The 23,403-nt window shown below is 72.9% G+C and carries 20 protein-coding genes; 5 read left to right on the top strand and 15 right to left on the bottom strand.

Going from position 1 to position 23,403, the window contains the following annotated elements:
• Nucleotides 1-4: 4 nt before the first annotated feature.
• Nucleotides 5-832 (bottom strand): helix-turn-helix transcriptional regulator, encoded by an 828-nt coding sequence (locus AB0N84_RS02895; RefSeq protein ID WP_363543631.1) that lies wholly within the window; start codon nucleotides 830-832, stop codon nucleotides 5-7.
• Nucleotides 833-954: 122 nt separating this feature from the next.
• Between AB0N84_RS02895 and AB0N84_RS02890 the strand changes: the two genes are divergently transcribed.
• Both AB0N84_RS02890 and AB0N84_RS02885 read left to right on the top strand, forming a co-directional pair.
• Nucleotides 955-1,893, top strand: a complete 939-nt coding sequence (locus tag AB0N84_RS02890; protein ID WP_363543629.1) for an SDR family oxidoreductase — start codon at nucleotides 955-957, stop codon at nucleotides 1,891-1,893.
• Nucleotides 1,894-1,928: 35 nt separating this feature from the next.
• Nucleotides 1,929-3,098 carry an aminotransferase class I/II-fold pyridoxal phosphate-dependent enzyme gene (locus AB0N84_RS02885; protein ID WP_182046123.1) on the top strand — a complete coding sequence of 390 codons (1,170 nt, stop codon included), beginning with the start codon at nucleotides 1,929-1,931 and terminating at the stop codon, nucleotides 3,096-3,098.
• Between the two features lie 26 nt (nucleotides 3,099-3,124).
• Here AB0N84_RS02885 and nagB read toward each other — a convergent pair whose 3' ends face one another.
• Entirely contained in the window at nucleotides 3,125-3,910 is a 786-nt protein-coding gene (nagB, locus tag AB0N84_RS02880) for a glucosamine-6-phosphate deaminase (RefSeq protein WP_182046122.1), read from the bottom strand.
• A 58-nt stretch (nucleotides 3,911-3,968) separates the two neighbouring features.
• On the opposite strand from nagB, the gene AB0N84_RS02875 reads away from it, so the two are divergent.
• Nucleotides 3,969-4,448, top strand: a complete 480-nt coding sequence (locus tag AB0N84_RS02875; protein ID WP_182046121.1) for an NUDIX domain-containing protein — start codon at nucleotides 3,969-3,971, stop codon at nucleotides 4,446-4,448.
• A gap of 87 nt (nucleotides 4,449-4,535) precedes the next feature.
• Here the strand turns inward: AB0N84_RS02875 and AB0N84_RS02870 are convergent, their stop codons facing one another.
• The 4 genes from AB0N84_RS02870 to AB0N84_RS02855 all read right to left on the bottom strand — a co-directional run bounded on the left by AB0N84_RS02870 (nucleotide 4,536) and on the right by AB0N84_RS02855 (nucleotide 8,680).
• Nucleotides 4,536-5,606, bottom strand: a complete 1,071-nt coding sequence (locus AB0N84_RS02870) for an ABC transporter ATP-binding protein (RefSeq protein ID WP_182046120.1) — start codon at nucleotides 5,604-5,606, stop codon at nucleotides 4,536-4,538.
• Nucleotides 5,603-6,463, bottom strand: a complete 861-nt coding sequence (locus AB0N84_RS02865) for an ABC transporter permease subunit (RefSeq protein ID WP_363543626.1) — start codon at nucleotides 6,461-6,463, stop codon at nucleotides 5,603-5,605. Before AB0N84_RS02865 ends, AB0N84_RS02870 begins: the two co-directional genes overlap by 4 nt.
• Entirely contained in the window at nucleotides 6,460-7,257 is a 798-nt protein-coding gene (locus tag AB0N84_RS02860) for an ABC transporter permease subunit (RefSeq protein WP_363543761.1), read from the bottom strand. The genes AB0N84_RS02865 and AB0N84_RS02860 overlap by 4 nt, the downstream gene beginning before the upstream one ends.
• A gap of 274 nt (nucleotides 7,258-7,531) precedes the next feature.
• Nucleotides 7,532-8,680 (bottom strand): ABC transporter substrate-binding protein, encoded by a 1,149-nt coding sequence (locus AB0N84_RS02855; RefSeq protein WP_363543624.1) that lies wholly within the window; start codon nucleotides 8,678-8,680, stop codon nucleotides 7,532-7,534.
• A 222-nt stretch (nucleotides 8,681-8,902) separates the two neighbouring features.
• On the opposite strand from AB0N84_RS02855, the gene AB0N84_RS02850 reads away from it, so the two are divergent.
• Complete coding sequence (locus AB0N84_RS02850) at nucleotides 8,903-9,340, top strand: YdeI/OmpD-associated family protein (protein WP_363543622.1); 438 nt, start codon at nucleotides 8,903-8,905, stop codon at nucleotides 9,338-9,340.
• 21 nt (nucleotides 9,341-9,361) lie between these two features.
• On the opposite strand, the gene AB0N84_RS02845 is transcribed toward AB0N84_RS02850, so the two are convergent.
• The 8 genes from AB0N84_RS02845 to AB0N84_RS02810 all read right to left on the bottom strand — a co-directional run bounded on the left by AB0N84_RS02845 (nucleotide 9,362) and on the right by AB0N84_RS02810 (nucleotide 21,624).
• A complete protein-coding gene (locus AB0N84_RS02845) occupies nucleotides 9,362-10,240 on the bottom strand; it encodes an NAD(P)H-hydrate dehydratase (protein WP_363543620.1) in 879 nt (292 codons plus the stop codon).
• Nucleotides 10,230-10,970, bottom strand: a complete 741-nt coding sequence (locus AB0N84_RS02840) for a histidine phosphatase family protein (protein ID WP_069713259.1) — start codon at nucleotides 10,968-10,970, stop codon at nucleotides 10,230-10,232. Before AB0N84_RS02840 ends, AB0N84_RS02845 begins: the two co-directional genes overlap by 11 nt.
• A 40-nt stretch (nucleotides 10,971-11,010) precedes the next feature.
• Nucleotides 11,011-11,967: a hypothetical protein gene (locus AB0N84_RS02835; protein ID WP_363543617.1), complete on the bottom strand. Its 957-nt coding sequence runs from the start codon at nucleotides 11,965-11,967 to the stop codon at nucleotides 11,011-11,013.
• A gap of 388 nt (nucleotides 11,968-12,355) precedes the next feature.
• On the bottom strand, nucleotides 12,356-15,478 hold the full coding sequence (locus tag AB0N84_RS02830) for a glycoside hydrolase family 38 C-terminal domain-containing protein (protein ID WP_363543615.1): 3,123 nt from the start codon (nucleotides 15,476-15,478) through the stop codon (nucleotides 12,356-12,358).
• Nucleotides 15,479-15,551: 73 nt separating this feature from the next.
• Nucleotides 15,552-16,382, bottom strand: a complete 831-nt coding sequence (locus AB0N84_RS02825) for a carbohydrate ABC transporter permease (RefSeq protein ID WP_189319611.1) — start codon at nucleotides 16,380-16,382, stop codon at nucleotides 15,552-15,554.
• Between the two features lie 71 nt (nucleotides 16,383-16,453).
• Nucleotides 16,454-17,338 (bottom strand): sugar ABC transporter permease, encoded by an 885-nt coding sequence (locus tag AB0N84_RS02820; protein WP_259346023.1) that lies wholly within the window; start codon nucleotides 17,336-17,338, stop codon nucleotides 16,454-16,456.
• Nucleotides 17,339-17,510: 172 nt separating this feature from the next.
• A complete protein-coding gene (locus AB0N84_RS02815) occupies nucleotides 17,511-18,872 on the bottom strand; it encodes an extracellular solute-binding protein (protein WP_363543613.1) in 1,362 nt (453 codons plus the stop codon).
• 331 nt (nucleotides 18,873-19,203) lie between these two features.
• Complete coding sequence (locus tag AB0N84_RS02810) at nucleotides 19,204-21,624, bottom strand: lamin tail domain-containing protein (protein WP_363543611.1); 2,421 nt, start codon at nucleotides 21,622-21,624, stop codon at nucleotides 19,204-19,206.
• A 291-nt stretch (nucleotides 21,625-21,915) separates the two neighbouring features.
• On the opposite strand from AB0N84_RS02810, the gene AB0N84_RS02805 reads away from it, so the two are divergent.
• Nucleotides 21,916-22,344, top strand: a complete 429-nt coding sequence (locus tag AB0N84_RS02805) for a hypothetical protein (protein WP_141718953.1) — start codon at nucleotides 21,916-21,918, stop codon at nucleotides 22,342-22,344.
• 17 nt (nucleotides 22,345-22,361) lie between these two features.
• On the opposite strand, the gene AB0N84_RS02800 is transcribed toward AB0N84_RS02805, so the two are convergent.
• On the bottom strand, nucleotides 22,362-23,384 hold the full coding sequence (locus tag AB0N84_RS02800; RefSeq protein ID WP_363543608.1) for a hypothetical protein: 1,023 nt from the start codon (nucleotides 23,382-23,384) through the stop codon (nucleotides 22,362-22,364).
• Nucleotides 23,385-23,403: the final 19 nt, after the last annotated feature.

The raw sequence follows: 23,403 nt of genomic DNA, 5'->3' as shown, positions 1-23,403 counted from the left end.
GTCCTCAGGCGGCGACCACCGAGAGCAGGCGGAGTCGGTCGTGGCTCTCGGTGCCGGGGACCGCGGTGTAGACGAGCAGCACGTGCGCCTGCTCCGGGTCGAGCAGCACCTGGCAGTGCAGCTCGAGCCGGCCGACGACCGGGTGGTCGTACCGCTTCACGGTGCCGGGCCGGAGTCCGACCTCGTGCCGGTCCCAGAGCGCGCGGAACTCGTCGGAGCGATCGAGCAGGTCGTCCGCGAGCCGGGCAGCGGCGGAGTCCGGGCCGCGCCGTGCAACGACCTCGCGGAGCGACGACGTGTACAGCCGGGAGGTTGCCTCGCGGTCCTCGACCGGGAACAGGTCGCGCGCGCCCGGCTCGGTGAACCACCGCCACCCGCTCGACCGCTCGTGTCCGGTGCGCAGGCTCGCGTCACCGAACAGCGCGGTGGCGAGCGGCGTCTGCTGCAGGGTCTCGCCGAGCTCCGAGACGACCTCGGCCGGGGTGTCGACCAGCCGGTCGAAGATGCGCATCATGCCGGGCCCGACGTGATCGGTGCCGACGCCGGACTCGGGCGGCCGGTGCCCGGCGAGGCGGAAGAGGTGGTCGCGCTCCTGCCGCGTCAGGTGGAACCCCTGCGCGATCGCGGCGACCATCTGCTCGGACGGCTGCGGTCCGGTCCCCCGCTCGAGCCGGGCGTAGTAGTCGGCGGACATGTGGCAGAGCGAGGCGACCTCCTCGCGCCGGAGGCCTGCGGTCCGGCGCCGCTGCCCGGGCGGGAGGCCGACGTCGGACGGTTGCAGCGCCTCCCGTCGGCCGCGCAGGAAGGCGCCGAACTCCGATCGATCCGTCATGCGTCCATCCTCCGGGTCCGCGGCCCCCGCAGCCACGGTTCGTCAGGTCCTGGTTCACGGTGCGGCGGCGTCGCAGGCTGGGACCGGCCCGGTCCGCGGGCGACGACGACGAGGAGACCACCGTGCCGAGACGACCCATCGAGATCACCCTCCCCCGCCTGGACGGCACCCGTGCCGTCGTGACGGGCGGCAGCGACGGCATCGGACTCGGCATCGCGACCGCACTGGCCGGCGCCGGCGCCGAGGTCGTGCTGCCGGTCCGGAACCCCGCGAAGGGCGCCGCCGCACGCGACCGTGTCCTCCGCACGCACCCCGGCGCGCAGGTCGCGCTCGGGACGCTCGACCTGTCCTCGCTCGCGTCGGTCGACGCCTTCGCCGGCGCGATGGTGGCCGACGGCACCCCGGTCGACCTGCTCGTCGGCAACGCCGGCGTGATGACCCCGCCCGAGCGGCAGACCACCGTGGACGGCTTCGAGCTGCAGCTCGGCACGAACCACCTCGGGCACGTCGCACTCGTCCGCGGGCTCCTGCCGCTGCTCCGCGCAGCACGGGGGCACGTCACGTCCCAGATCAGCGTCGCGGCGCGGAGCGGTCGGATCAACTGGGACGACCCGAACTGGGAGCGCCGCTACGACGGCATGCGCGCCTACCAGCAGTCGAAGCTGGCGTTCGGTCTGTTCGGGCTCGAGCTCGCCCGGCGGAGCCACGAGCACGGGTGGGGCGTGACGAGCAACATCGCCCACCCGGGCGTCGCACCGACGAGCCTGCTCGCCGCCCGTCCGGAACTCGGTCGGAGCGGTGACACCGCGTCGGTGCGGGTCATCCGCTGGTTGTCCGGGCGCGGGCTGCTCGTGGGGACCCCGCGCACCGCCGGACTGCCGGCACTCGTCGCCGCGACCGACCCGGCCGTGCGCGACGGCGGCTTCGTGGGCCCCACCGGCCCGGGCGGTGCCGGCGGTGCACCGGGGACGCTCGACCCCTGGAAGCCGCTGCGCAGCGCCGAGGACGCCCGACGCGTGTGGGAGCTGTCGGAGCAGCTGCTCGGCGCACCCGTCCGCTGACGACACGCGAGCGGTCCGCCTGCCAGGCTGTGCGCATGAGCGTCATGGTCAGCGTCTCGGAAGCACAGCGGACGCGCACGAGCGAGAAGTACACGGCCTACCCGCCCGAGGTGCTGCCGATGTTCGTCGCGGAGATGGACTCGGTGCCGGCGGAGCCCGTGCGCGAGGCCCTCGAGCGCGCGGTCCGCGACGGTGACACCGGCTACGTCGGCCACACCCGGGTGCTCCCCGAGGTGTTCGCCGACTTCGCCGGACGCCGGTGGGGGTGGGACGTCGATCCCGACCTCGTCCGGACGACCACGGACGTGTCGGTGGCCGCGGTCGAGGTCCTCCGGCGCGTGGTCGAGCCGGGCGACCAGGTCGTCGTCATGCCGCCCGTGTACCCGCCGTTCTGGGAGTACGTGCGCGAGGCCGGGGGCACGGTGACCGAGGTCCCGCTCCGCGCGCCCGACGGTGACCCCGACCCGTTCGACACGACGGCGGGCTGGCGCATCGACCTCGACGGCATCGCTCGGGCGTTCGCCGGCGGTGCCCGCACGGTCCTGCTCTGCAACCCGCACAACCCGCTCGGCCTGGTGCACGCACGGGACGACCTCGTCGCGCTCGCACGGCTGGCCGCCGAGTGGGACGCGGTCGTCGTGTCCGACGAGATCCACGCGCCGCTCACCCACGCCGACGCCGCCTTCACCCCGTTCCTGACGTGCGGTCCCGAAGCGGTCGAGCACGGCGTCGCCCTGACGAGCGCGAGCAAGGCGTGGAACCTCGCCGGGACGAAGTGCGCGCTCATGGTCGGCGCATCGGAACGGGCCCGTGCCTGGTTCGACGGGCTGCCGGTCGAGGTCGTCGAGCGGACCGGGATCCTCGGCTACACCGCGAGCGTCGCCGCGTTCCGGGACGGCGAACCGTGGCTCGCGTCGCTGCTCGGCGAGCTCGCGACGAACCGACGGGTGCTCGCGGAGGAACTCGGTGCAGCCCTGCCCGGCGCCGGGTACCGGCAGCCGCAGGCGTCCTACCTCGCCTGGATCGACCTGCGCGCCCTGCCGTGGGGCGACGGGCCCGCCGTGGTCCTGCTCGAGCGGGCGGCGGTGGCGCTGTCCGACGGGCGGGACTTCGGGCGCCAGGGCGCCGGCCACGTGCGGCTCAACTTCGGCTGCTCCGAGGAGACGCTGCGCGAGGGGCTCACCCGGCTGGCCTCAGCCCGCTGAGCGCGGCCCGCCGGGCGCGCCGCCGTTCACTCGAAACGCTGCCACTCCGGCTTGTTCGCGTACGTGTACCGGTAGTAGTCGGCCAGGCGAAGGCCGGCGGCCGCCTCCTCGTCGACGACGACGGTCGCGTGCTCGTGCAGCTGCAGGGCCGAGCCGGGCACGAAGGACGACAGCGGGCCCTCGACCGCAGCCGCGACGGCGTCGGCCTTCGCGGAGCCCTGCGCGACGAGGACGAGCTCACGCGCCTCGAGTATCGTGCCGAGCCCCTGGGTCATGCAGTGCGTCGGGACGTCGTCGAGGGAGTCGAAGAAGCGCGCGTTCGCCTCACGCGTCGACGGCGCGAGCGTCTTGATGCGGGTGCGCGACGCGAACGACGAGGTCGGCTCGTTGAACCCGATGTGCCCGTTCGCGCCGATCCCGAGGATCTGCACGTCCACTCCCCCGGCCGCGCGGATGGCGGCGTCGTACTCCTTCGCCGCGAACGCCAGGTCGCCGGCGCGGCCGTCCGGCACGCGGACGCGCGACGGGTCGAAGCCGAGCGGCTCCACGACGTCGCGCTGGATCACGGACGCGTAGGACTCGGGGTGCTCGAGCGGGATCCCGACGTACTCGTCGAGGGCGAACCCGCGCGCGGCCGCGAACGAGACCTCGCCGGCCTCGACCCGACGGCGCAGGTCTGCGTAGATGCCCTGCGGGCTGGAGCCGGTGGCGAGTCCCACGACGGCGGACGGCTTCTCGGCGACGACCGAGGCGATCTTGGCGGCGGCGACACGACCGACCTCGGCCGGCGTCGGCAGGATGATGATCTCCACGCGGCCACCCTACTGGTCATGACCAGTCGGCGACAGGGGTGATCGGTAGCGTGGACCCATGCCGACCCCTGACTTCGTCCTGTCCCTGCGCGAGAAGATCGGCACCGACCTGCTCTGGTTGACCGGGGTCACCGCCGTGGTCACCCGTGGCGAGGGCGCCGCGCGCGAGCTGCTCGTCGTCCGACGCGCGGACACCGGCGCGTGGACGCCGGTGACGGGGATCGTCGACCCGGGCGAGGAACCGGCGGTGGCCGCCGAGCGCGAGGTCCTCGAGGAGGCCGACGTCGTCGCGGTCGCCGAGCGCCTGGCGTGGGTGCAGACCCTGCCCGAGATGACGTACCCGAACGGCGACCGCGCGCAGTACCTCGACCTCGTCTTCGCCTGCCGGTACGTCTCCGGGGACCCGTTCCCGGCGGACGGCGAGAACACCGAGGCGACCTGGGCCCGGCTCGACGCCCTGCCCGCGATGTCCGCGGACATGCGCGCACGTGTCGAGGCGGGCCTGGCCGACGAGCGCGAAGCGCGCTTCGAGCGCTGACCGCAGCGGACGGGAGGCGCGTGGCGGCCCCGCCACGCGCCTCCAGGCCGGCGGGGTGCACGGGCAGGGCCCGGGCCGAGTCGCCGGTCAGGCGAGCGGCGCGACCGCCACCGGTGCACCGAGCAGCCGCAGGGCCACGGCGTCGCCCGTGGTGCGGCGGTCGCTGACCTCGTGCTGCACCGTGACGACCGTGTCGTCGTCGAGTCGGACAGTCGTGCGGCGGATCGAGCCGAGGAAGCTCGACGCGACGACCGTGCCGGTGACGCCCTCGGCGGCGAACGCGACGTCCTCGGGCCGGACGAACGCGGTCACCGGGCCGTCGGCGGTCCCGGCGTCGAGGGCCGGTACCCGGAACCCGTACACGAAGACGTCACCGTCGCGCAGGTCCCCGCGCAGCCGGTTCGACTGGCCGACGAAGTCCGCGGTGAACGCCGACACCGGGTGGCGGTAGAGCTCCTCCGGCGTACCGACCTGCTCGATGTCGCCCGCGTTCATGACGGCGATGCGGTCGGAGACGGCGAGCGCCTCCTCCTGGTCGTGGGTGACGAACACGGTGGTGATGCCGAGGTCGGTCTGGATGCGCCGGATCTCGTCGCGCAGGGAGACCCGCACCTTGGCGTCGAGCGCGGAGAGCGGCTCGTCGAGCAGGAGCACGCGGGGCCGGGTGACGAGGGCGCGGGCGAGGGCGACGCGCTGCTGCTGGCCGCCGGAGAGCTGGTGCGGCCACCGGTCGGCGAAGTCGACGAGGTGCACCATGTCGAGGGCCTCGACGACCCGCTCGCGTCGTGCGGCCGCAGGCACCCGACGCATCTCCAGGCCGAAGGAGACGTTCTGCCGCACGGTCATGTGCGGGAACAGCGAGTACTGCTGGAACACCATCCCGATGTCCCGCTGGTCGACCGGGACCGAGGCGACGTCCGCGCCATCGATGCGGATGGCGCCGCCGTCGATCGTCTCGAGCCCGGCGAGGGCCCGGAGCGCGGTGGTCTTGCCGCAGCCGGACGGGCCGAGCAGCGACACGAACTCACCGGGTTCGATGCGCAGGGACAGCCCGGCGAGTGCCCGGTGCGTGCCGTAGTGCTTCTCGACCGCCTCGAGTTCGACGGTCGCGCCCTCGGTCGAGAGCGAGGCCGGGGCGGCGGGGGCGGTCGTGGTCATGCGGACTCCTTCGGGGTGCGCCGGCGGCCGGTCCCGACCCGGCCGATCAGCACGAGCAGGACGAACCCGAACAGCAGCGCGGCGAGCGAGAAGACCGCTGCGACGTACGGGTCGGTCGACTGCACGAGCAGCAGCGCGGTCTGGAACGTGGTGCGGGAGAGGAACGAGGCGAGGGTGTACTCGCCGAGGACGACCGTCACGGTGAGGAAGCACGCGGCGGTGATGCCGCGGCGGAGGTTCGGCAGCAGGATCCGCCACGTCACCGTCCACCACGAGGCGCCGAGGGACCGCGCCGCCTCGGACAGCACCGTGACGTCCGCCGCGGTCAGGGCCGCCGCGATCGGACGGAACGCGAACGGCAGCGACACGATCCCGATCGCGAACGCCAGGGTCCAGGCGCCGGAGCCGAAGACCTGGGCCACGACCTGGTAGACGGGGATGAACCCGACGACGAGCACCACGACGGGCACGGTGATCGGGACCAGGCACACGAACTCGAGCACGCGACGCAGGCGGGGGTAGCGCAGTGCCGTGACGATCTGCGCCGGCAGGAGGACGAGCAGCACGATCCCGACGGTGATGACGGCGATGAGCAGCGACGCGGCGAGGCCGTCGAAGACCGGCTGGTACGTGACGGCGTTCGCCGAGTCGACGATCGCGGCGTAGTGGTCGAGGGTGAGGGCGCCGTCGGTGCCCTGCCGGAACGTGAACTGTGCCAGGGCGACCAGCGGGACCGCGAACACCAGTCCGACCAGGGTGAGCACGACCGCTGCGGTGCCCCGCGACGGGGCGACGCCGAAGCGGCGGGGGCGAGCCGAGCCTCCCGGCCGGGTCGCCAGACGCACGACGGCGCTCACCGCTGCCACCGGGCGGCCCGGCGCTGGAGCAGCGAGTACAGGGCCATGACGACCGCCATGACGACGACCATGCCGAGCGCGAGCACCCCGGCGACGTTCTGCAGGCCGATGATCGTCTCGCTGGTCAGCTGCGCGCGGATCGTCAGCGGGACGATGCCGCCCTGGGAGATGAGCGCGGCGGCGGTGGCGAACGACGAGAACGCGTTCGCGAACAGCAGCAGCAGCGAGCCCCAGAAGGCCGGAGCGAGAACCGGGACGGCGATGCGCCGCCAGTACGTCGCGCGCGAGGCCCCGAGGGTGGCCGCGGCCTCGCCCCACTGCGCCTGCACGCCCTCGAGGGCGGGCATGAACGTCAGGACCATCAGCGGGACCTGGAAGTACACGTAGGGGATGACGAGCCCCGGGACCGTGTAGAGGAAGGTGCCGTCGGCGTTGAGGTCGATCCCGAACGTGGACACGAGCCACGTCGTGACCAGGCCCTGCGCCCCGATCGTCGCGATGAAGGCGAACGCGAGCATGACACCGCCGAACTGCGCGAGGACGCTCGCGGCGGCGTCGATCACCGAGCGGACGAGTCCGTCCGGGCGGAGCGCCGCGAGCGCCCAGCAGACGAGCGCACCGACGACCGCGCCGATCACGGCGGAGACGGCCGACAGCCCGAACGAGCCACCGAAGGCGCGCAGGACGGACGGGTCGGTGAAGGCCGCGAGGTTCGCGACGGTGAACGCACCGTCGCCGGTGAGGAAGCCGCTGCCGACCGCGATCACGGCCGGGACGGCCAGGAACAGCAGCACGTAGGCGGCGAACGGGGTGAGGCCGAGCCAGGCGAGGCGGGGGCGGCCGGTGCGGCGGCCCCGGCCCGTCCGCCGGTGCGGGGCGACGGGAGTGGGCTGCGGACCGGGGTCGGGCTGCGGACCGGGGGCGGGGGTGCCGCCGGTATCGGCCACCGAGCCGGCGGCGCTGGTGGCCGCAGCACTGGTCGCTGCAGCACTGGTCGCTGCGGGGGCGGGTGCCTGCCCCGGCACGGTCGCGCTGCCGCCGCTCGGGGCCGATGCGCGGGTCACGGGATCAGGACCCCATGGTGGCGGACCACTTCGCCGCCAGGACCTTCGCGGCCTCGGTGACCTGCGCGTCCGTCAGCTCGACGTAGTCCTTCGGCATGCCGCCGGCGGCCTCGAGCGCGTCCTTGTCGACCTTGCCCGACTGCTCCATCGCCGCGAGGGTCGACGGGAAGGCGCCGGCCTGCAGGTACAGGTTCTGCGCGTCCGGGCTGGCGATGTACTCCTGCCAGAGGCGCGCCGCCGCCGGGTGCGGGGCGTCCTTGTTGATCGCCTGCGAGTAGTACGAGCCGAGGGCCTGGCCCTCGGGGACGACGGTCTTCCAGTTCTCGTTGCCGGAGGCACCGGCGGCCGGGCCCCACGCGAGGTTGTTGTACGACCACTGCACGACGACCGGGGTCTCGCCCGAGGCGACCGTGGCCTGCGACGGCAGCACGTTCTGGAAGTTGCCGGCCTGCTTCAGCTTGCCGAAGAAGTCGACGCCCTTCGTGATGTCGTCCGCCGAGCCGCCGTTCTCCAGCGCCGCGAGGTACACCGCGCTCGCCGCCTGGTTCGCCTGCGTCGGGTCGCCGGCGATCGAGACCTTGCCCTTGTACTCGCTGCCGAGCAGGTCGGTCAGGTCCTTCGGGGCGTCCTGGATCTTCGACGAGTCGTACCCGATCGACATCAGGCCCGTGTAGTCACGCGTCCACTTGCCGTCGGCGTCCTTCAGCGTGTCCGGGATGTCCGACCAGTTCGCGACCTTGTAGTCGGTGAGCAGGCCGAGGTTCTGCTGCATGACCGCGTTGCCGAGGTCGAGCACGTCGGGGGCGGTGGACTGCCCCTGCTGCGACTTCACGGCGGCGACCTCGTCGGCGCTCGAGCCGTTCGGGTTCGCGGAGTTCACCTTGATGTCGTACTGCTTCTCGAAGCCGGCGATGATCTTGCCGTAGTTCGCCCACGTCGGCGGGAGCGCGATGACGTTGAGCTGGCCCTCGGCCTTCGCGGCCTTCACGAGGGCGTCCATGCCGCCGGCGGACTCGGCGCTGGTGGCCGTCTTCCAGTCGGTGTCGCCGGAACCGGTGCTCGTGCTCGCCGAGCTCGTGGCCGAGCAACCGGCCAGGGTGACGACTGCTGCTGCGGCCAGGGCGATGCCGGCCAGGGTGCGGGTGTGCTGCACGGGGTGTGCCTTCCGGGTGCTGTGGGGGTTCGGGTGTCCGGGGGGTCCGGGTTCGGCACGATCGTGGACGCGGCCGGTTTCGGGGTCGTGCTGCGGCGGTGAACGGTGGCGGAACAGCGGGTGCGGCTGTACGGTTTCGCTGCCGGGGACGGTCCCCGGTGATGGTCGGTCGCGTCTGCGGCGCACGCTGCGGTCGCGACCGCGGACAGCCGGGAGGCACGGGTGCAGTTCACGACGACGGTCCTGCAGGCGAGGAAGACGGCCACCGGTCTGCCCGTTCCCGAGGAGGTCATCGACGCCCTCGGCTCCGGGAAGCGCCCCGCCGTGGTCGTCACGATCGACGGCGGCTACACCTACCGGTCGACGGTCGGGGTGATGGGCGGACAGTTCCTGGTGCCGCTGTCCGAGGCCCACCGCACCGCAGCGGGCATCGCCGCCGGGGACACCGTCGAGGTCACGCTCGAGGTCGACACCCTGCCGCGGACGGTCGAGCTGCCGTCGGACCTGGCGGCGGCGTTCGACGAGGCCGGGGTCCGGGCGGCCTACGAGACCCTGTCGGCCTCACGGCAGCGGGCGCTCGTGGACCCGGTGCTCGCGGCGAAGGCGCCGGAGACGCGGCAGCGCCGGGTCGACAAGGCCGTGGAGTCGTTGCGTGCGTAGGCGGGGTGGGTCCACCCCGCCTCAGGCGCCGAGCTCGACCAGGACGCGCGGGATCTCGGCGAGGAGCTCACTGGCCAGGTAGCCGAGCGGCCCGACCTGCACGGCCAGGCGGTCCCCCGCGGCCGCGTGCACGTAGGACGCCCAGGCGACGGCCTGCGCGGGTTCGGCTCCACGGGCGAGCAGCCCGACCACCACGCCGGACAGCACGTCGCCGCTGCCGCTCGTCCCCAGGCCGCCCGAACCGGTGCCCTTCACCCAGGCACGACCGTCCGGCGCGGCGATGACGTCGGACAGCGCCACGACGGCGCCGTACCGCTCGGCGATCTCGCGGGCGTCGGCGACGTCGTCGTCCCCGCAGTCCCGCCCGAGGAGGCGCTCCGCCTCGCCGCTGTTCGGCGTCAGCACGAGCCGACCGTGCAGGGGCGCGAGGCGGTCCTCGACGTCCGCGGCCACGCCGAGCGCGAAGGCGTCGAGGACGACGAACGCCTCCGGACCGACCGCATCGGCGATGCCGGCGACGAGGTCGCGGGCGCCGTCGGGCTCGTCGAGCCCGGGGCCGACGAGCACGGCGTCGGAGGACCCGGCGGTGTCGGCCACCGCGGCGAGCGCACCGACGGCGACGTGCCCGTCCGCGTCCTCGGCGAGCGGGAGCACCCCCGACTCCGGCACGGCGACGGCCACGTGGTGCGCGACGCTCGCGCCGACCGCGAGGGTGAGCCGACCGGCACCGACCCGGAGTGCGGCGAGCGCGGACAGCATGGCTGCGCCGGGCGTGTACGAAGCACCACCGATGACGAGCACCTGCCCGCGACCGTACTTGCCGGCACCGGGCTCGGGCAGCGGCCACTCGCGCAGGACGTTCGGCGTGATGTGCTGCGGGGCCTCCGGCTCACTCGACACGGGCGTCGTCCTTCCGGCCGCTGTGCTCGGTCACTTCGTCGTCGTCGAGGTGCCCGACGGCGGAGAACTCCTCGAGCGTCCAGGGCGCACCGGGGCCGTCGCGGTGGAGCCGGGTGAGCGAGGCGTTCGCGACGGTGTGGTCCTCGGCGAAGGCCATGAGCGCGTGCTCGTCGAGGTCGAGGCACACGGCCATCGCGAGCATGACGACCGCGTCGTGTGCGGCGACGAGGAGCCGCTCGGTCCCCTCGAGCCGGTCGACGTCGGTCATCACCGTGCGGAGCCGGAGCATGACGTCCGCCCACGACTCCCCGCCCGCGGGCCGGTGGTAGTACTTGCCGAGCCACTGTCGGCGGCGCTCCTCGTCCGGGTAGCGGTTGCGCACGCCCTGTCGGGTGAGCAGGTCGAGGACACCGAGTTCCCGGTCGCGCAGCCGTTCGTCGGTGCGCCTCGGCGGCTCGGTCAGGCCGCCGGCCTCGAGTGCGATGCCGATCGTCTGCTGCGCACGACGGTAGGGCGACACCCACAGCGCGACCGGGACGTCGTCGACGCCGCGGTCGGCGAGCTCCTGCCCGAGCGCCCGCGACTGCTCCTCACCGAGGGGACTGAGCGGGACGTCGGCATCGCGGTGGTCGACCTCGATGACGTCCGCGCCCGCGGCGTCCGCACGGGCGGCGGCGACGTTGGCGGTGGACTCCCCGTGGCGGACGAGCCAGATCTCGGTGACTGCCATGGGCGCGACGCTAAGCCGAGGCCCCTGGGCCCGCTCCCGGTCAGGCAGCCGGTCGGGCGCTCCTGATCGGTCGCACCGGACACGGCAGGCCGGCGGCCCGGAAACGGCGGACCAGGGCGTCCGGGTCGAACAGGTCCCGCCATTCGAGCCGGACGACCGCCCGGACCCCGGGGACCGTCAGCAGCCCCTCGTGCCGACGCTTCTCGTCGAGGAACACCTCGGTCGGGCTCCTGCCCGCGAGGTACCGCTCCTGCGTGTACTTCGCACGACCGTCGATCTCGACGACGACGCCCTGGTCGGGGAACCAGAAGTCGACGGCGTACCGACGGCCGTCGACCACGAACCCCTGCTGCAGCACCGGCTCCGGCAGACCGAGCTCGAGGAAGACGACGCGGGCGAACGACTCCGCTGCGGATCCGGACCTGCCGTCGGCGAGGTCGATGACCTGGTCGGCGCGTCGGCGCCCGCGAGACCGGGGGTGGACCGCTGCCCGGAGGCACCCGGTGCCGATGCCGCTGCGGAGGGCCGCATCGGCGACGACCACCGCGGTCCGGAGGTCGTCGGACATCGCGATGTCGACCACCGTCCGCGGCACGGACGTCACCGCGACGCCGTCCGCCTCGACCCGTTCGTCCGGCGGCACCGGACGCGTGTGCAAGACCAGGGTCGGTGTCCGGCCGCGGTACATCGACTCCGGCACGGTGGCGTGCACCGGGGCGTTCCACCCGGACAACGCCGGGAGTCCGTGGACCGCGGCGGCCGACACGTGCGAGGCGACGGCGGGGGTCCCGAGCCGTCCGAGCCGTGCGTACACGCGTGTGACGTACCGCTGCCGAGGGCCCGCGCCGTCCCACCGGACGCCCTCGACGAAGGCGTTCGGGCCGACGCGGACGAGCCGATCGGATCCGCTGGACCGGACGCGGCGACGCAACGTGGTCGGATCGCAGCCGACCTCGCGGGCCGGACCCGCACGGAGGATGGGGAGTGGTCGTTCCATGCCGGGAGCGTGCCCGGTCTCCACCGCGGGACCGGGGCCGGCGGGGCGGACTGTGGACGAGCCTCCCGTCCGCTCGCCCTGTGCAGGACGCCCGTTCCTTCCCATGACGGCCGCGATGGGAAGTGAGAACGGGCGTACCTGGTCGTCCTGTTCGACCACGTACGCCCGTTCCCATCAGGTACGCCCGGAACGACCGGGCACGACACCGCGGGCGATCAGGAGCGATCAGGAACGACCGGGCACGACACCGCGGGCATTCCACGAGCGGCGCAGACCGCCGCCCGCCCCGCAACGCGGCGCCGAGGGAACGCACCCGTGCTCCCCCGGCGCCGCAGCCCCTCCGGGCCGGCGGCACCGGACCCGCTGCCACGGGCCCGGCGCCGCCGCCTCAGCCCCGCCGCACCCGCAGCGTGACGATCTCGAACGGACGCAGCGTGAGCACGACCGGCTCCCCGGCAGCCCACGTCCCGTCGCCGACCGGCCGCTCGAGCAGGTCCACCGCGTCGACCGCGGCGACGTCGAACCCGAACGACACCCCGACGTCCGTCGCCCGACCGCCCGACGCCTCGTACAGCCGCACGACGACGTCGCCCGAGCGGTCCTCGGCGAGCTTGACGGCCTCGACGAGCACCTGCGGCGAGGACACGACGACCAGCGGCGACACCTCGGCCGAACCCGGCACCGAGCGCACCGGCAGGTTGAGCCGGTACCCGGAGTCCGCGGCGTCGAGCACCGAGGCGCCGACGCGCAGCACCGTCCGGAACACGTGGTGCCCCTGGTCGGCGTGCGGGTCCGGGAACGTCGGCGCGCGCAGCAGCGATTCACGCACGAGCGTCGTCGTCCCGCCGTCCGCACGCGTCGAGCGCGTGATGTCGTGCCCGTACGTGGAGTCGTTCGCGACCGCGACGCCGAACCCCGGCTCCGCGACGTGCACCCACCGGTGCGCTGCGGTCTCGAACCGCGCCATGTCCCACGAGGTGTTCTGGTGCGTCGGCCGGTCGATGTGCCCGAACTGGATCTCGCTCGAGGCCACCGACGCCCGCACGTCGAGCGGGAAGGCGAGCTTGAGGAGCTTCTGCCGCTCGTGCCACTCGACCTCGGTCTCGATGTGCAGCTCGGGCTGCCCCGCGGTCGCCGAGTACCGGGTGGTCACCGACGACGAGCCGAAGGGGCGCGTCACGACGAGCGCATCGCCGAGCACCTCGACGGAGGCCGCCGCCAGGACGGTCCCGTTCCGCTGGTAGGCGCGGTCGATGTCCCACGCCTCCCACTGGTTCGGGGTGTCCCGGAACACCGTGTACTGCGCGGCCACGGCGCCCGGTGCGACGGCGTCGCGACCGGAGGCGTGGTCGACGAGCGACACGACGTGGCCGTCCGCGTCGATGCTCGCCGTGACGACGCCGGTGTCGAAGACGAAGCGGTCGCCGTTCCGGACGGGAGGCACGGCCTCCTCCGCCGACGCCGCGGAACCACCCAGGGCGGTCACCCCGCCCGCCGTGACGGGCGAGGCGTTGAAGCGCACCACGGTACCGACCTCGGCGCTGCCCCCGGTCCCGACGGCACTCGCATCCTGCGGCGCGTCGAGCCCGCTGCCGGCTCCGCCGGCGAACGCGGTCGCCGACGCCCCGACCCCGGCGAGCGCCGGCGCCCCACCGCTCGCGAGCGCGGTCGTCGACGACCCGATCAGTCCCTCGAGGACCTCGGCGACCCGGGCGTACTCGGCCTCGGCGTTCTCGTAGACCCAGGCGATCGACGACCCCGGCAGGATGTCGTGGAACTGCTGGAGCAGCACGGTGTGCCAGACGGCCTCGAGCTCGTCGTACGGGTACTCGGCGCCGATCCGCACGGCCGCGGTCGCCGCCCAGAGCTCGGCCTCGCGGAGCAGGTGCTCGGAGCGCCGGTTGCCCTGCTTCGTGCGGATCTGCGACGTGTAGGTGCCGCGGTGGAACTCGAGGTACATCTCCCCCGACCACACCGCGGGCTCGGGCAGGACGCGCTCGAGCTCCTCGAACACCTGCGCGGGGGTGCCGAGGTCGACCCGCGGCGAGCCGTCGAGGTCGTGCTGGCGTCGGGCCGCCGCGACCATCTCGCGGGTGGGTCCACCGCCGCCGTCGCCGAACCCGTACAGCAGCATCGACGTGTTCGCGACGCCGCGCTCCTTGTTGCCGCGTTCGCCGCGGAGCAGGTCGGCGGCGGAGACGTCCGAGTTGTAGGTGTCGGCCGGCGGCAGGTGCGTCAGGACGCGGGAGCCGTCGATGCCCTCCCAGTGGAAGGACGTGTGCGGGATGACGTTCGTCTCGTTCCACGAGGGCTTCTGCGTGACGAACCACTTCGAGCCGGCGGCGCGGACGATCTGCGGCAGCGCGCCGGTGTAGCCGAACGAGTCGGGCAGCCAGGCCTCGGGGGTGTCGACGCCGAACTCCTCGAGGAACAGGCGCTTCCCGGCGACGAACTGGCGCGCGAGGGCCTCACCACCGGGCAGGTTGGTGTCCGACTCGACCCACATGCCGCCGACGGGGATCCAGCGACCCTCGGCGACGCGCTGCTTGATGCGGGCCCAGATCGACGGGTAGCCGTCGCGGATCCAGGCGTACTGCTGCGCGGACGAGCACGCGAAGGTGAAGTCGGGGTCCTGGTCCATCAGGTCGAGCACGTTCGAGAACGTCCGGGCGCACTTGCGGATCGTCTCGCGGACCGGCCAGAGCCAGGCGGAGTCGATGTGCGCGTGTCCGACGGCGACGGCGCGGTGCGCGGCGGCGCTGGCGGGCACCGCGAGGGCGGGGGCGAGCACGGCGCGGGCGTCCGCGGCGGTGCCCGGGACGTCGTCGGGGTCGAGGGCGTCGGCGGCGCGCTCGAGCACGCGGAGCAGGTCGGCCCCGCGGGTGCCGTCGGTCGGCAGCTCGGCCATCAGGCCGCGGAGCACCCAGACGTCCTGCTGGAGCTCCCACACGGAGTCGTCGCGCTCGACGAGCTCGAGGGCGCGCAGCCGGTAGATCGGCTCCGTCCCGGCGGTCGACCGGGACCCGAGCGGTGTCGCGCCCTGGAAGTCGTCGCCACCGATGTCCGGGTTCGCGGCGGCCTCGACGTACAGCTCGAAGGAGCCGCCGGGGCCGACCTCGACGGGCACGGTGTCGTTGCGCGGCTCGATGCCCTTGATCGTCGAGCCGTCGGTGCGCCAGGCGAGGCCCTCGGCCTGGAAGCCGGGCTGCCGCTTCGAGAAGCCGAGGTCGACGCGGAGCTCGACGGTGGTGCCGGGGTCGGTGCCGAAGCCGTCGGGCACCGTGCCGCGGACCCGGAACCAGGTGGTGCCCCACGGCCGGCCGCCCCATGCGCTGCCGACCGTGAACGGCGTGTAGTCGGCGGTGACGGCCTCGGCGAACGGGACGGGCTCGTCCGGCACCTCCCAGGCGTCGATGGTGACCGGGGCCGAGCGGCGGTGCACGGCGGGGTCGATGCGGTCGCGGACGAGGCGGGCGATCCGGGCCTCGACGAGCGGTTCGTCGTGGTGCATGGAGTGGTTCCTTTCCAGCAGGGGTCGGCGGGCAGCGCGGTACCGCGGCACCGTCTCCCGTCGAGCGGTGGGGTCAGCCCTTGATGCCGCCGGCGAGGGCGTTGCCGCCCCCGAGGCCGCGGGACACGAGCACGTAGAGGGCGATCACGGGCACGGAGTAGACGATCGAGAAGGCGGCGAGCTGCCCGTAGGCGACCGCGCCGTTCTGCCCGAAGAAGTTGAAGATGCTCACCGCGGCGGGCACCTTGTCGGGCGAGAGCAGCAGGACGAACGGGACGAAGAAGTTCCCCCAGGCCTGGATGAACACGAAGATGAACACGACCGCGATGCCGGGGCGCATGAGCGGCACGACGATCCGCGTGAGCGTGGTGAACATCGAGGCGCCGTCGGTCCACGCCGCCTCCTCGAGGGAGATCGGCACCGAGTCCATGAAGTTCTTCGCCATCCAGATCGCCATCGGCAGGCTCGTCGCGGCGAGGAAGAAGATGCAGCCCCACACGTTGTCGATCAGGTTGAGCGACACGAACAGCGCGTAGACGGGCACCATCATCGCCGTGATCGGCAGCCCGGTGCCGAACAGGATGCTGTACAGGAACGGCTTGTTGACGCGCATCTTGTAGCGGGACAGCGGGTACGCGGCGAGCAGCGCGAACACCACGGTGACGACCGCGGTGCCGCCGGAGAGCAGCAGGCTGTTCGCGAGCGGGATGAACGACAGCTCCGGGGTGAGCACCTGCGTGAAGTTGTCGAGCGTGAACTGCGTCGGCAGCTTCACCGACAGCGACGCCTGGGTGTCCACCGACGCCAGCACGAGCCAGAGCAGGGGCACCGCGAAGCAGACGGCGATGACGAGCAGGACGACGTTCGACACCCAGCGCATGGTCCGTCCGCGCGGGGACGTCATGTGCAGTGCGCCGGGCGCGGTCACCGAGCGGGTGACGTTCGCGACGGGACGGTCGGCGGTGAGGGCCATGGTCAGTCCACCTCGGGCTTGAGCGCGCGGATGTAGATGATCGAGAACACCGCGCCGACGATCAGCAGGATCGTCGCGATCGCGGTCCCGAAGCCGAGCTGTGAGAACTTGAACGCCTCCTGGTACGCCAGGATCGGCAGGGTCGACGAGTTCGTGCCGGGGCCGCCGCCCGTCATCACGAAGATGAGGGTGAAGACCGACAGCGTCTGCAGCGTCGTGAGCATGAGGTTCGTCGAGATCGAGCGGCGGATGACCGGCAGCGTGATGTAGACGAGCCGCTGCCACCCGGTGGCGCCGTCGACCTCGGCGGACTCGGTGATCTCCTCGGGGACCTCGGACACGGCGGCCGAGTAGACGAGCATCGAGAAGGCAGTCCCGCGCCAGATGTTCGCCAGGATCACGGCGAGCATCGGGTACGTGTAGAGCCAGTTCGCCCCGGTGATCCCGATGGACGCCAGGAAGGTGTTGAGCGTGCCGGTGTCGTTGAAGAACGCGTAGGCGGCGAACGAGGCGACGATCTCCGGCAGCACCCAGGCGGCGACGACGAAGGTGCCGACGATCGCGCGGACGACCCGGTTCGCGCTGCGCATGAGGAGCGCGAGCCCGAGGCCGAGCACGTTCTGCCCCACCACCGCCGAGGCGAGGAGGAACACGATCGTCAGGACGACGGACTTCGGGAAGTCCTTGTCCTGGAAGAGCTCGACGTAGTTGCGGAAGCCGACGAACTGCTGGTCAGCGGCGCCGACGCCGGTCAGGGCCGAGTCGGTGAACGACCCGTAGAACGACGAGATGACGGGGCCGAGCAGGAAGACGACGAGGAGGACGACCGCGGGCAGGAGCGGGACGACCCGCGTCGCGTTCCGCAGTGGTCGCCGCTTGCGCGGCACGGGTGGCTCGGTGCGCTTCGGCGCACCGGGCGCCGACAGTGTCGGCGCGAGGGGTGTTGTGGACACGCTGGATGCCTTCCGGGTGCGGAGGGGTTCCGAAGGTGGGGAGGGACGGACGGGAGGCGCGGTGCGGGACCGCCCCGCGCCTCCAGTCCGTCAGGTGGTCGCGCCGCTAGCCGGCGTCGACGGTGTTGTCCTTGCCGACGACCTGTTCGACCGCCTGGTCGTAGTCCTTCGCGGCCTCGGCGGGCGTCTGCTGCCCGGTCATGACGGACTCCATCGCGACCTGGATCGCGTTCGAGACCTGCGCGTAGTCACTCGTCGCCGGGCGGAAGTTCGTGTGCTCCACCAGACCGGAGAAGAACTTGAACGTCGGGTTGGCGTCCGTGTACGCGGTGTCCTCGGCGACGTCCTTGCGGACGGCGATCTGGCTGTTCTCGGTGTCGTACTTCAGCGAGCCGTCCTTGTCGAGGAAGGTCGTGATGAAGTCGAACGCCGCCTGCGGGTTCTTCGACTTCGAGCCGACCGCGAGCGTCCAGCCGCCGGACATCGAGTTGTAGCCCGGCGCCTGGCCGTTCTGCGTCGGGAACGCTGCCTGACCCATGACGTCGTTCCACTCCTTCCACGGAGCGGTGCCGGACTCGAGCCACGTGCCGGACTGCCACGAGCCGTCGAGGTCGATGGCGAGCTTGCCCTCTGGGAGCCACGTCTGCGCGATCGTCGTGCCGACGTTCGTGTCGAGCGCCTGCTGCGGTGTCGGGCCGAGGCCGCCCTGGTAGACGTCCTTCACGAACTTGAGGGAGTCCTCGAACTGCTTCGAGCCGACGACCCACTTCTTGTCCTTGTAGAGGGTGTTGCCGTCGCCGTCCGCGCCGTACAGGAGCATCTCGAAGCCCTGCATGGTCGAGGCCTCGCCCTGCGCCTTGCCGGAGTAGATGTTGAACGGGATGACGTTCGGGTCCTTCTCCTTGAGCGTCTTGGCGGCGGACAGGACGTCGTCCCAGGTCTTCGGCTGCCACGGCACGGGGAGACCGGCCTTCTCGAAGAGGTCCTTGTTGTACCAGAGGGCCCGGGTGTCGGTACCCATCGAGACGCCGTAGATCTTGCCGTCGTCGCCCTGGCCGGCCTGCTTCGCGTTGTCGTAGAACTGGTCCCACTCGTCCCACTTGTCCGTGTACTTGTCGAGGGGCAGAAGGTAGCCGGCCTCGGCGTCGGACTTGATGAGGAAGGTGTCCTCGTACATGACGTCGGGGGCCGTCGCGGGCGCCTTGTTCATGAGCGCGAGCTTCGTGTAGTAGTCGTTGCCCTGCGCCTGGATCGGGACGAGGGTGACGGTCTTGCCCGGGTTCGCCTTCTCGTACGCGGTCTTGACCTCCTTCATCTGCGCATCGAGCTGCTGGAAGGCACCGAACTTCTGGTACGCGATCTTGATCGTGTTGCTCGAGGCGGACCCCGAGCTGGAACAACCCGCCAGTCCGACCGCGGCGACTGCCACGGCTGCGAGACCGGCGATGATTCGGGTGCGGCGTTTCATCGGTGCTCCTTTGCACGGGATGTCCGCGGGCTCCGTCACCCGCGCGCAGGATTAGTACAGCGTGTGGACTTATTCGTGTCAAGAGCTTTCGGTCACGGCTCCGCAACGGTGCCGAGCTCGGGAGCGCGCGCCTCGTGCCGGCGGGCGCCCACCTGGTCGGGTGGCGTGGGCGGAGGCCTCCCTGGCCGGAACGGGCGTACCTGCCGTGACGGAACGACCAGGTACGCCCGGAACCGCTCCCCATCGCGCCCGTTGTGGGAAGGAACGGGCAGCGCACGCACGACGCCCCCGCTGCCGGGAGGGCAGCGGGGGCGTCGTGGGACGCTCGGCGTCAGGCGCGCGCGGCTCCCGCACGGTGCCGACGCACCACGAGGACACCGGCACCGGCCGTCACGAGCAGGAGCGCCGCGGCGATGCCTCCCGCCAGGTCGGCACCCGTGAACGCGAGCTCGCCGGTCGCGGGGTCGACCGTGACCTCGGTCCACCCGAGCACGGTGCCGTCGAGCGCGGCCACCACCAGGCGGTGGGCACCGGCCGACACGTCGGCGGGGACGAGGACCGTGACCGTACCGTCCGCCGCGACCGTCGGGGTGCCGAGCAGTCGGGCGTCCGAGAACAGCCAGACGGCCACCGGCTGCCCGGCGTACCGCGTGCCGACGGTGATCGTCACCGAGGACCCCGCGCGCACGGTGTCCGGTGCCGAGACCGACCCGCGGTTCGCGTCGGTCAGGGCCTCGGTCGGAGCGACCGGGGCGACCGGGGCGACCGGGGTGCCGGGCACGGACGGGGTCGGGGTCGGTGCGGTCCCACCGGTCCCGGGCGTCGGGGCGGGCGTGCTGCCGTCACCCGGGGCGGGCGTGCCGCCGTCGCCCGGAGCGGGCGTGCCGCCGTCGCCGTCACCCGGCTCGGTCGTCGCGTCGCACGGGTGGGTCCCGGTGCGGAGCGAGGCGCCGTTCGTGTCGTTGTCGTCGGCGTAGAAGGTCGCCCGCGCACCGTCGACGCAGCGGCCCGAGATCGCGAAGCCCTCGTTCGCGAGCGTCCGGTCGGCGTTCGCCGGCGCCTCGTACAGCGACGCGAGGGCGAAGGCGCCGTCCTGCACGTCGAAGAGCGCCGTGCGACCGGAGCACGCCTCGTCGCAGACCACCCAGAGGGCGTCGAGCGTCGGGTCGAACTGCACCTCGGCCACCAGCGAGAACGGGGTGCTGATCGTCGCGACGCGCTGGAACGACCCGTCGTCCATCAGGGCGTAGGCGTACACGCTCGCGGTGCCCTCGACACCGACGAAGAAGAGTCCGTCACCGTGCCCGGGGTAGGACGCCGGGGCGTAGGCCGCACCGGTGTGCTGGTCGACGAAGCCGCGCTCGGTCAGCCAGGCGTCCGGCACCCAGGTGACACCCTCGAGTCCGGCGTTGGCACCGAGCCCGGGGAAGTCCGCGGCGAGGTTCCACTCGTCGGTCGCCCGCAGCGTGGACTCCGCCCCGGCGGTGGTGGCGAAGCGCAGGACCGCGGGGCGGCTCACCTTCGACACGTCGTTGTCGCGCTCGGTCGACACGTAGACGGCACCGGGGTCGTCCGCGGTCACGGTGACGCCCTCGGCGTCGGGGGTCCCGGTGCCGTCCGCGTAGCGCAGGTCGGTGCCGGCGGCGTTCGTCGGCGCCCAGCCGCCCTCGCCGTCCGGCGCGAGGTGGTACAGCAGGCCGTCGCCGTTCTGCACCGCCCAGAGCTGCCCGTCGCGCGAGGTCGACGAGGTCGTCCAGTCGAGTCCGCTGAGGTCACCGGTGAAGGTGCCCTCGGCGTCGAGCACCGTCTCGTCCGGTCCGCCCGGCCACGCCTCGGCGGTCACGACGCCGGCGAAGCGGTTCGCCGCACCCTTGGTCGGCTCGGCCGTCTCGGCGAACTCGCCCGTGCCGTCGGGGTTGCGCCCGTACGTCGTCGCCGCGTGGGCGGTCCAGGAGTACGCGTCGACCCGGACCCCGCGGGGGTCGGAGAGCCGCACGCTGTCGGCCTTGCCGAGCCCGAAGCCGAACTGCGCCTCGTCGAGCACGGTGAAGCCGCCCGCTGCGACCGTGGTGCCGGCCGGGATCGTCCAGGCGTGGTCGTCCTCGCTGTCCCGCAGCACGTACCCGCCGAGGTCGACCGTGGTCGTCCCCACGTTCGTCAGCTCGACCCAGTCCCCCGGGGTGCCGTCCTGCGACTCGACCTCGTTGATCCGCACGGGCGAGGAGCAGTCGTTCGGGGCGCCCTTCGTCGACGCGGTGGTGTCGACGAGCGTGCCGGAGCCGTCCGGGCAGCTGCCGTACGTGACGACCGCGTGCGAGGTCCACGCGTACCGGAGGGTCAGCGTGCCGCTCGTGTCGTAGAGCCGCACGGCGTCGGAACCGCCGAGCCCGAAGCCGAAGCCCGTCCGGGTCGTGGTCTCCTCGTCGACGACGAGGTACCCGCCCGCGGCGATGGTCGAGCCGGCCGGCAGCGTGTACGCCGTGTGCGTCGAGTCGGAGTCGAGGAAGCGCCAGCCGCTCAGGTCGATCGGCGCCGACGAGGTGTTGACGAGCTCGACCCAGTCGTTGTCGTCGCCGTTCGACTCGACCTCGTTGATCGCGAGGCCGGTCGCGGGGCCGCTCGTGACGCGGGCGCCGACGGCGGGGTCGTCGTCGCCGACGGCAGCGAGGGCGGGGCTGGCGGTCAGGACGCCGGCGGCGAGGGCGAGGCCCGTCGCGATGCCGGCGCCGACCCGCAGGGCGGGTGTGCGCATGCAGAGTCCTTCTCGGGTTCGGGGGGAGACCTGCACGACTGTTCAGGACCCGGGCGTCCGTGCGGTGACCGCCCGGTGAACGACGGGTGTCGCAGCAGCGGTCGCCGACCGGTCGACAGGAAGCGCGCGTCGACAGCAGGCGCGTGTCGACAAGAGGCGCGTGGCGGACGGGAGGCGCGTGGCGGCGCCGCACCGCGCCTCCCGTCCGGCGGTGGTTCCCGTCTCCTCCCAGCAGCCGTCGGGAGGATGGTGGGGACCACGCGAGGCGCGCGTCCGGTCGGAGAGGACATCGTGTCGAACGAGAACAGCCAGGCCGCAGTGCAGTCGATGATCGACCGGGCCGGGCGGATCACCGCTGACGAGGCCGAGGCGCTCGACGTGACCTGGAAGGCGGACGAGGGCATCGTCGTGCCGGAACCGAGCGCGTCGCTCGCGATCCAGGGCGGGGCGGACGGCCGGATGGTGACGAACGCCGACCTCCTCGCCGCGTGGCAGCACGCGCTCGAGGCGGCGGGCGCAGCCGGCCGTGTCGACGAGATCGAGGCGGCGCAGGAGGCCGGGCGTGCGGTGAAGCACTCGGACGCACACCTGCGTGACCGGGCCGGCGCCGAGGAGGCCGTCCGGTCGGCGGTGCTCGCGACCGGGGTGCGCGACCTGCTGTCCGACGACGAGTACGCCACGCTGACCGCCGCCTGGCGGAAGGTGCTCGGCGAGGTCTGAGGGGCGACTGCTCCGGGTCAGGGGCGGGCGACGCCGCCGAAGTCGGGCGAGCCGTCGGGTGCCGCCGGCAGCGGGGTCCCGTCGACGTAGCGCGGCCACGCGAGTGCCCGGGCCCCGTCCGGCCTCCGCTCGTAGAGCAGGCCGTCGCTGCCGCGGACCGTCGCGGCCTCGTCGTGTGTCCGTCGTCCGTCGGCCGCCAGCGCGGTGGGATCCACGGAGACGGCCGGAGCCGCGGCGACCGCGGGGCCCGCGGGGACGGCCGGAGCCGCGGAGACGGCGGGAGCAGCCGGGACGGGCGTGCCCGTCCAGCCGCCGGCGACCGGCGTGGCTGCCGCCAGCTGGCTCCGCCACGCCACCGAGGGGGCGTCGACGGACGCACCGGCACCCGGGCCGCCGTGGTGCCGCGGCCGGAACAGCGCGTTGCTCAGCGGCACGACGACGGTGCCGAGCAGGTCGAGGATGACGACCACCCACACGAGCCGCCAGTACCCGCTGGCGAGGTCGGCGTCCGGGGCCAGCAGCGGCACCGAGAGCAGCAGGGCGAGCAGCGCGATCACGCCGACGGTGACCTTCGCCACGAGCTGCAGCAGCGGGGTCGGGTAGCGGCGGTGGATGACGAGCAGCAGGTGCACGTGCAGCAGGGCGAACCGCGCGACGAACACGATCCCGAGCCACTGCCAGAAGTGCTCACCGACGAGCCAGATCCCGTCGCCGCCGTACGGGTCGGTCGGCACGACCCAGACCTTGAAGAGGCCGGTCACGAGCAGGTACATCGACACGACGATGCTCGCGAACGCGAACGTGCCGGACCGCCGCGAGGAGACGTCGGCGTCGTACCAGGACAGCAGCGCGAAGACGACGACCACGACCACCGTCAGCAGGAGCTGCACCGCGACCCGGCCGAAGTCCCCGAGGAGCACCGCGACGATGCCCACCAGTCCGGCCGCGACCACGGCGCCGATGATCGTCCGGAAGACCATCGGCCGGACTCGGGCCCAGCGTGGGTCGATCGTCCCCGTCGGGTCGTCCGTGATCGTCATGCGGCCCTCCGTCGCGTGC

It is taken from the genome of Curtobacterium sp. NPDC089185 (genome assembly GCF_040685235.1).
GTDB lineage: Bacteria > Actinomycetota > Actinomycetes > Actinomycetales > Microbacteriaceae > Curtobacterium > Curtobacterium citri.
The sequence above is the reverse complement of the archived record's forward strand: the minus strand, read 5'-3'. Positions and strand labels throughout refer to the sequence as shown.

What these genes read in the sequence shown, in the direction of transcription:
- AB0N84_RS02895 (WP_363543631.1), bottom strand. Translation starts at nt 832, where the DNA reads ATGACGGATCGATCGGAGTTCGGCGCCTTCCTGCGCGGCCGACGGGAG.
- AB0N84_RS02885 (WP_182046123.1), top strand. Translation starts at nt 1,929, where the DNA reads ATGAGCGTCATGGTCAGCGTCTCGGAAGCACAGCGGACGCGCACGAGC.
- AB0N84_RS02875 (WP_182046121.1), top strand. Translation starts at nt 3,969, where the DNA reads ATGCCGACCCCTGACTTCGTCCTGTCCCTGCGCGAGAAGATCGGCACC.
- AB0N84_RS02870 (WP_182046120.1), bottom strand. Translation starts at nt 5,606, where the DNA reads ATGACCACGACCGCCCCCGCCGCCCCGGCCTCGCTCTCGACCGAGGGC.
- AB0N84_RS02840 (WP_069713259.1), bottom strand. Translation starts at nt 10,970, where the DNA reads ATGGCAGTCACCGAGATCTGGCTCGTCCGCCACGGGGAGTCCACCGCC.
- AB0N84_RS02835 (WP_363543617.1), bottom strand. Translation starts at nt 11,967, where the DNA reads ATGGAACGACCACTCCCCATCCTCCGTGCGGGTCCGGCCCGCGAGGTC.
- AB0N84_RS02830 (WP_363543615.1), bottom strand. Translation starts at nt 15,478, where the DNA reads ATGCACCACGACGAACCGCTCGTCGAGGCCCGGATCGCCCGCCTCGTC.
- AB0N84_RS02825 (WP_189319611.1), bottom strand. Translation starts at nt 16,382, where the DNA reads ATGACGTCCCCGCGCGGACGGACCATGCGCTGGGTGTCGAACGTCGTC.
- AB0N84_RS02815 (WP_363543613.1), bottom strand. Translation starts at nt 18,872, where the DNA reads ATGAAACGCCGCACCCGAATCATCGCCGGTCTCGCAGCCGTGGCAGTC.
- AB0N84_RS02810 (WP_363543611.1), bottom strand. Translation starts at nt 21,624, where the DNA reads ATGCGCACACCCGCCCTGCGGGTCGGCGCCGGCATCGCGACGGGCCTC.
- AB0N84_RS02800 (WP_363543608.1), bottom strand. Translation starts at nt 23,384, where the DNA reads ATGACGATCACGGACGACCCGACGGGGACGATCGACCCACGCTGGGCC.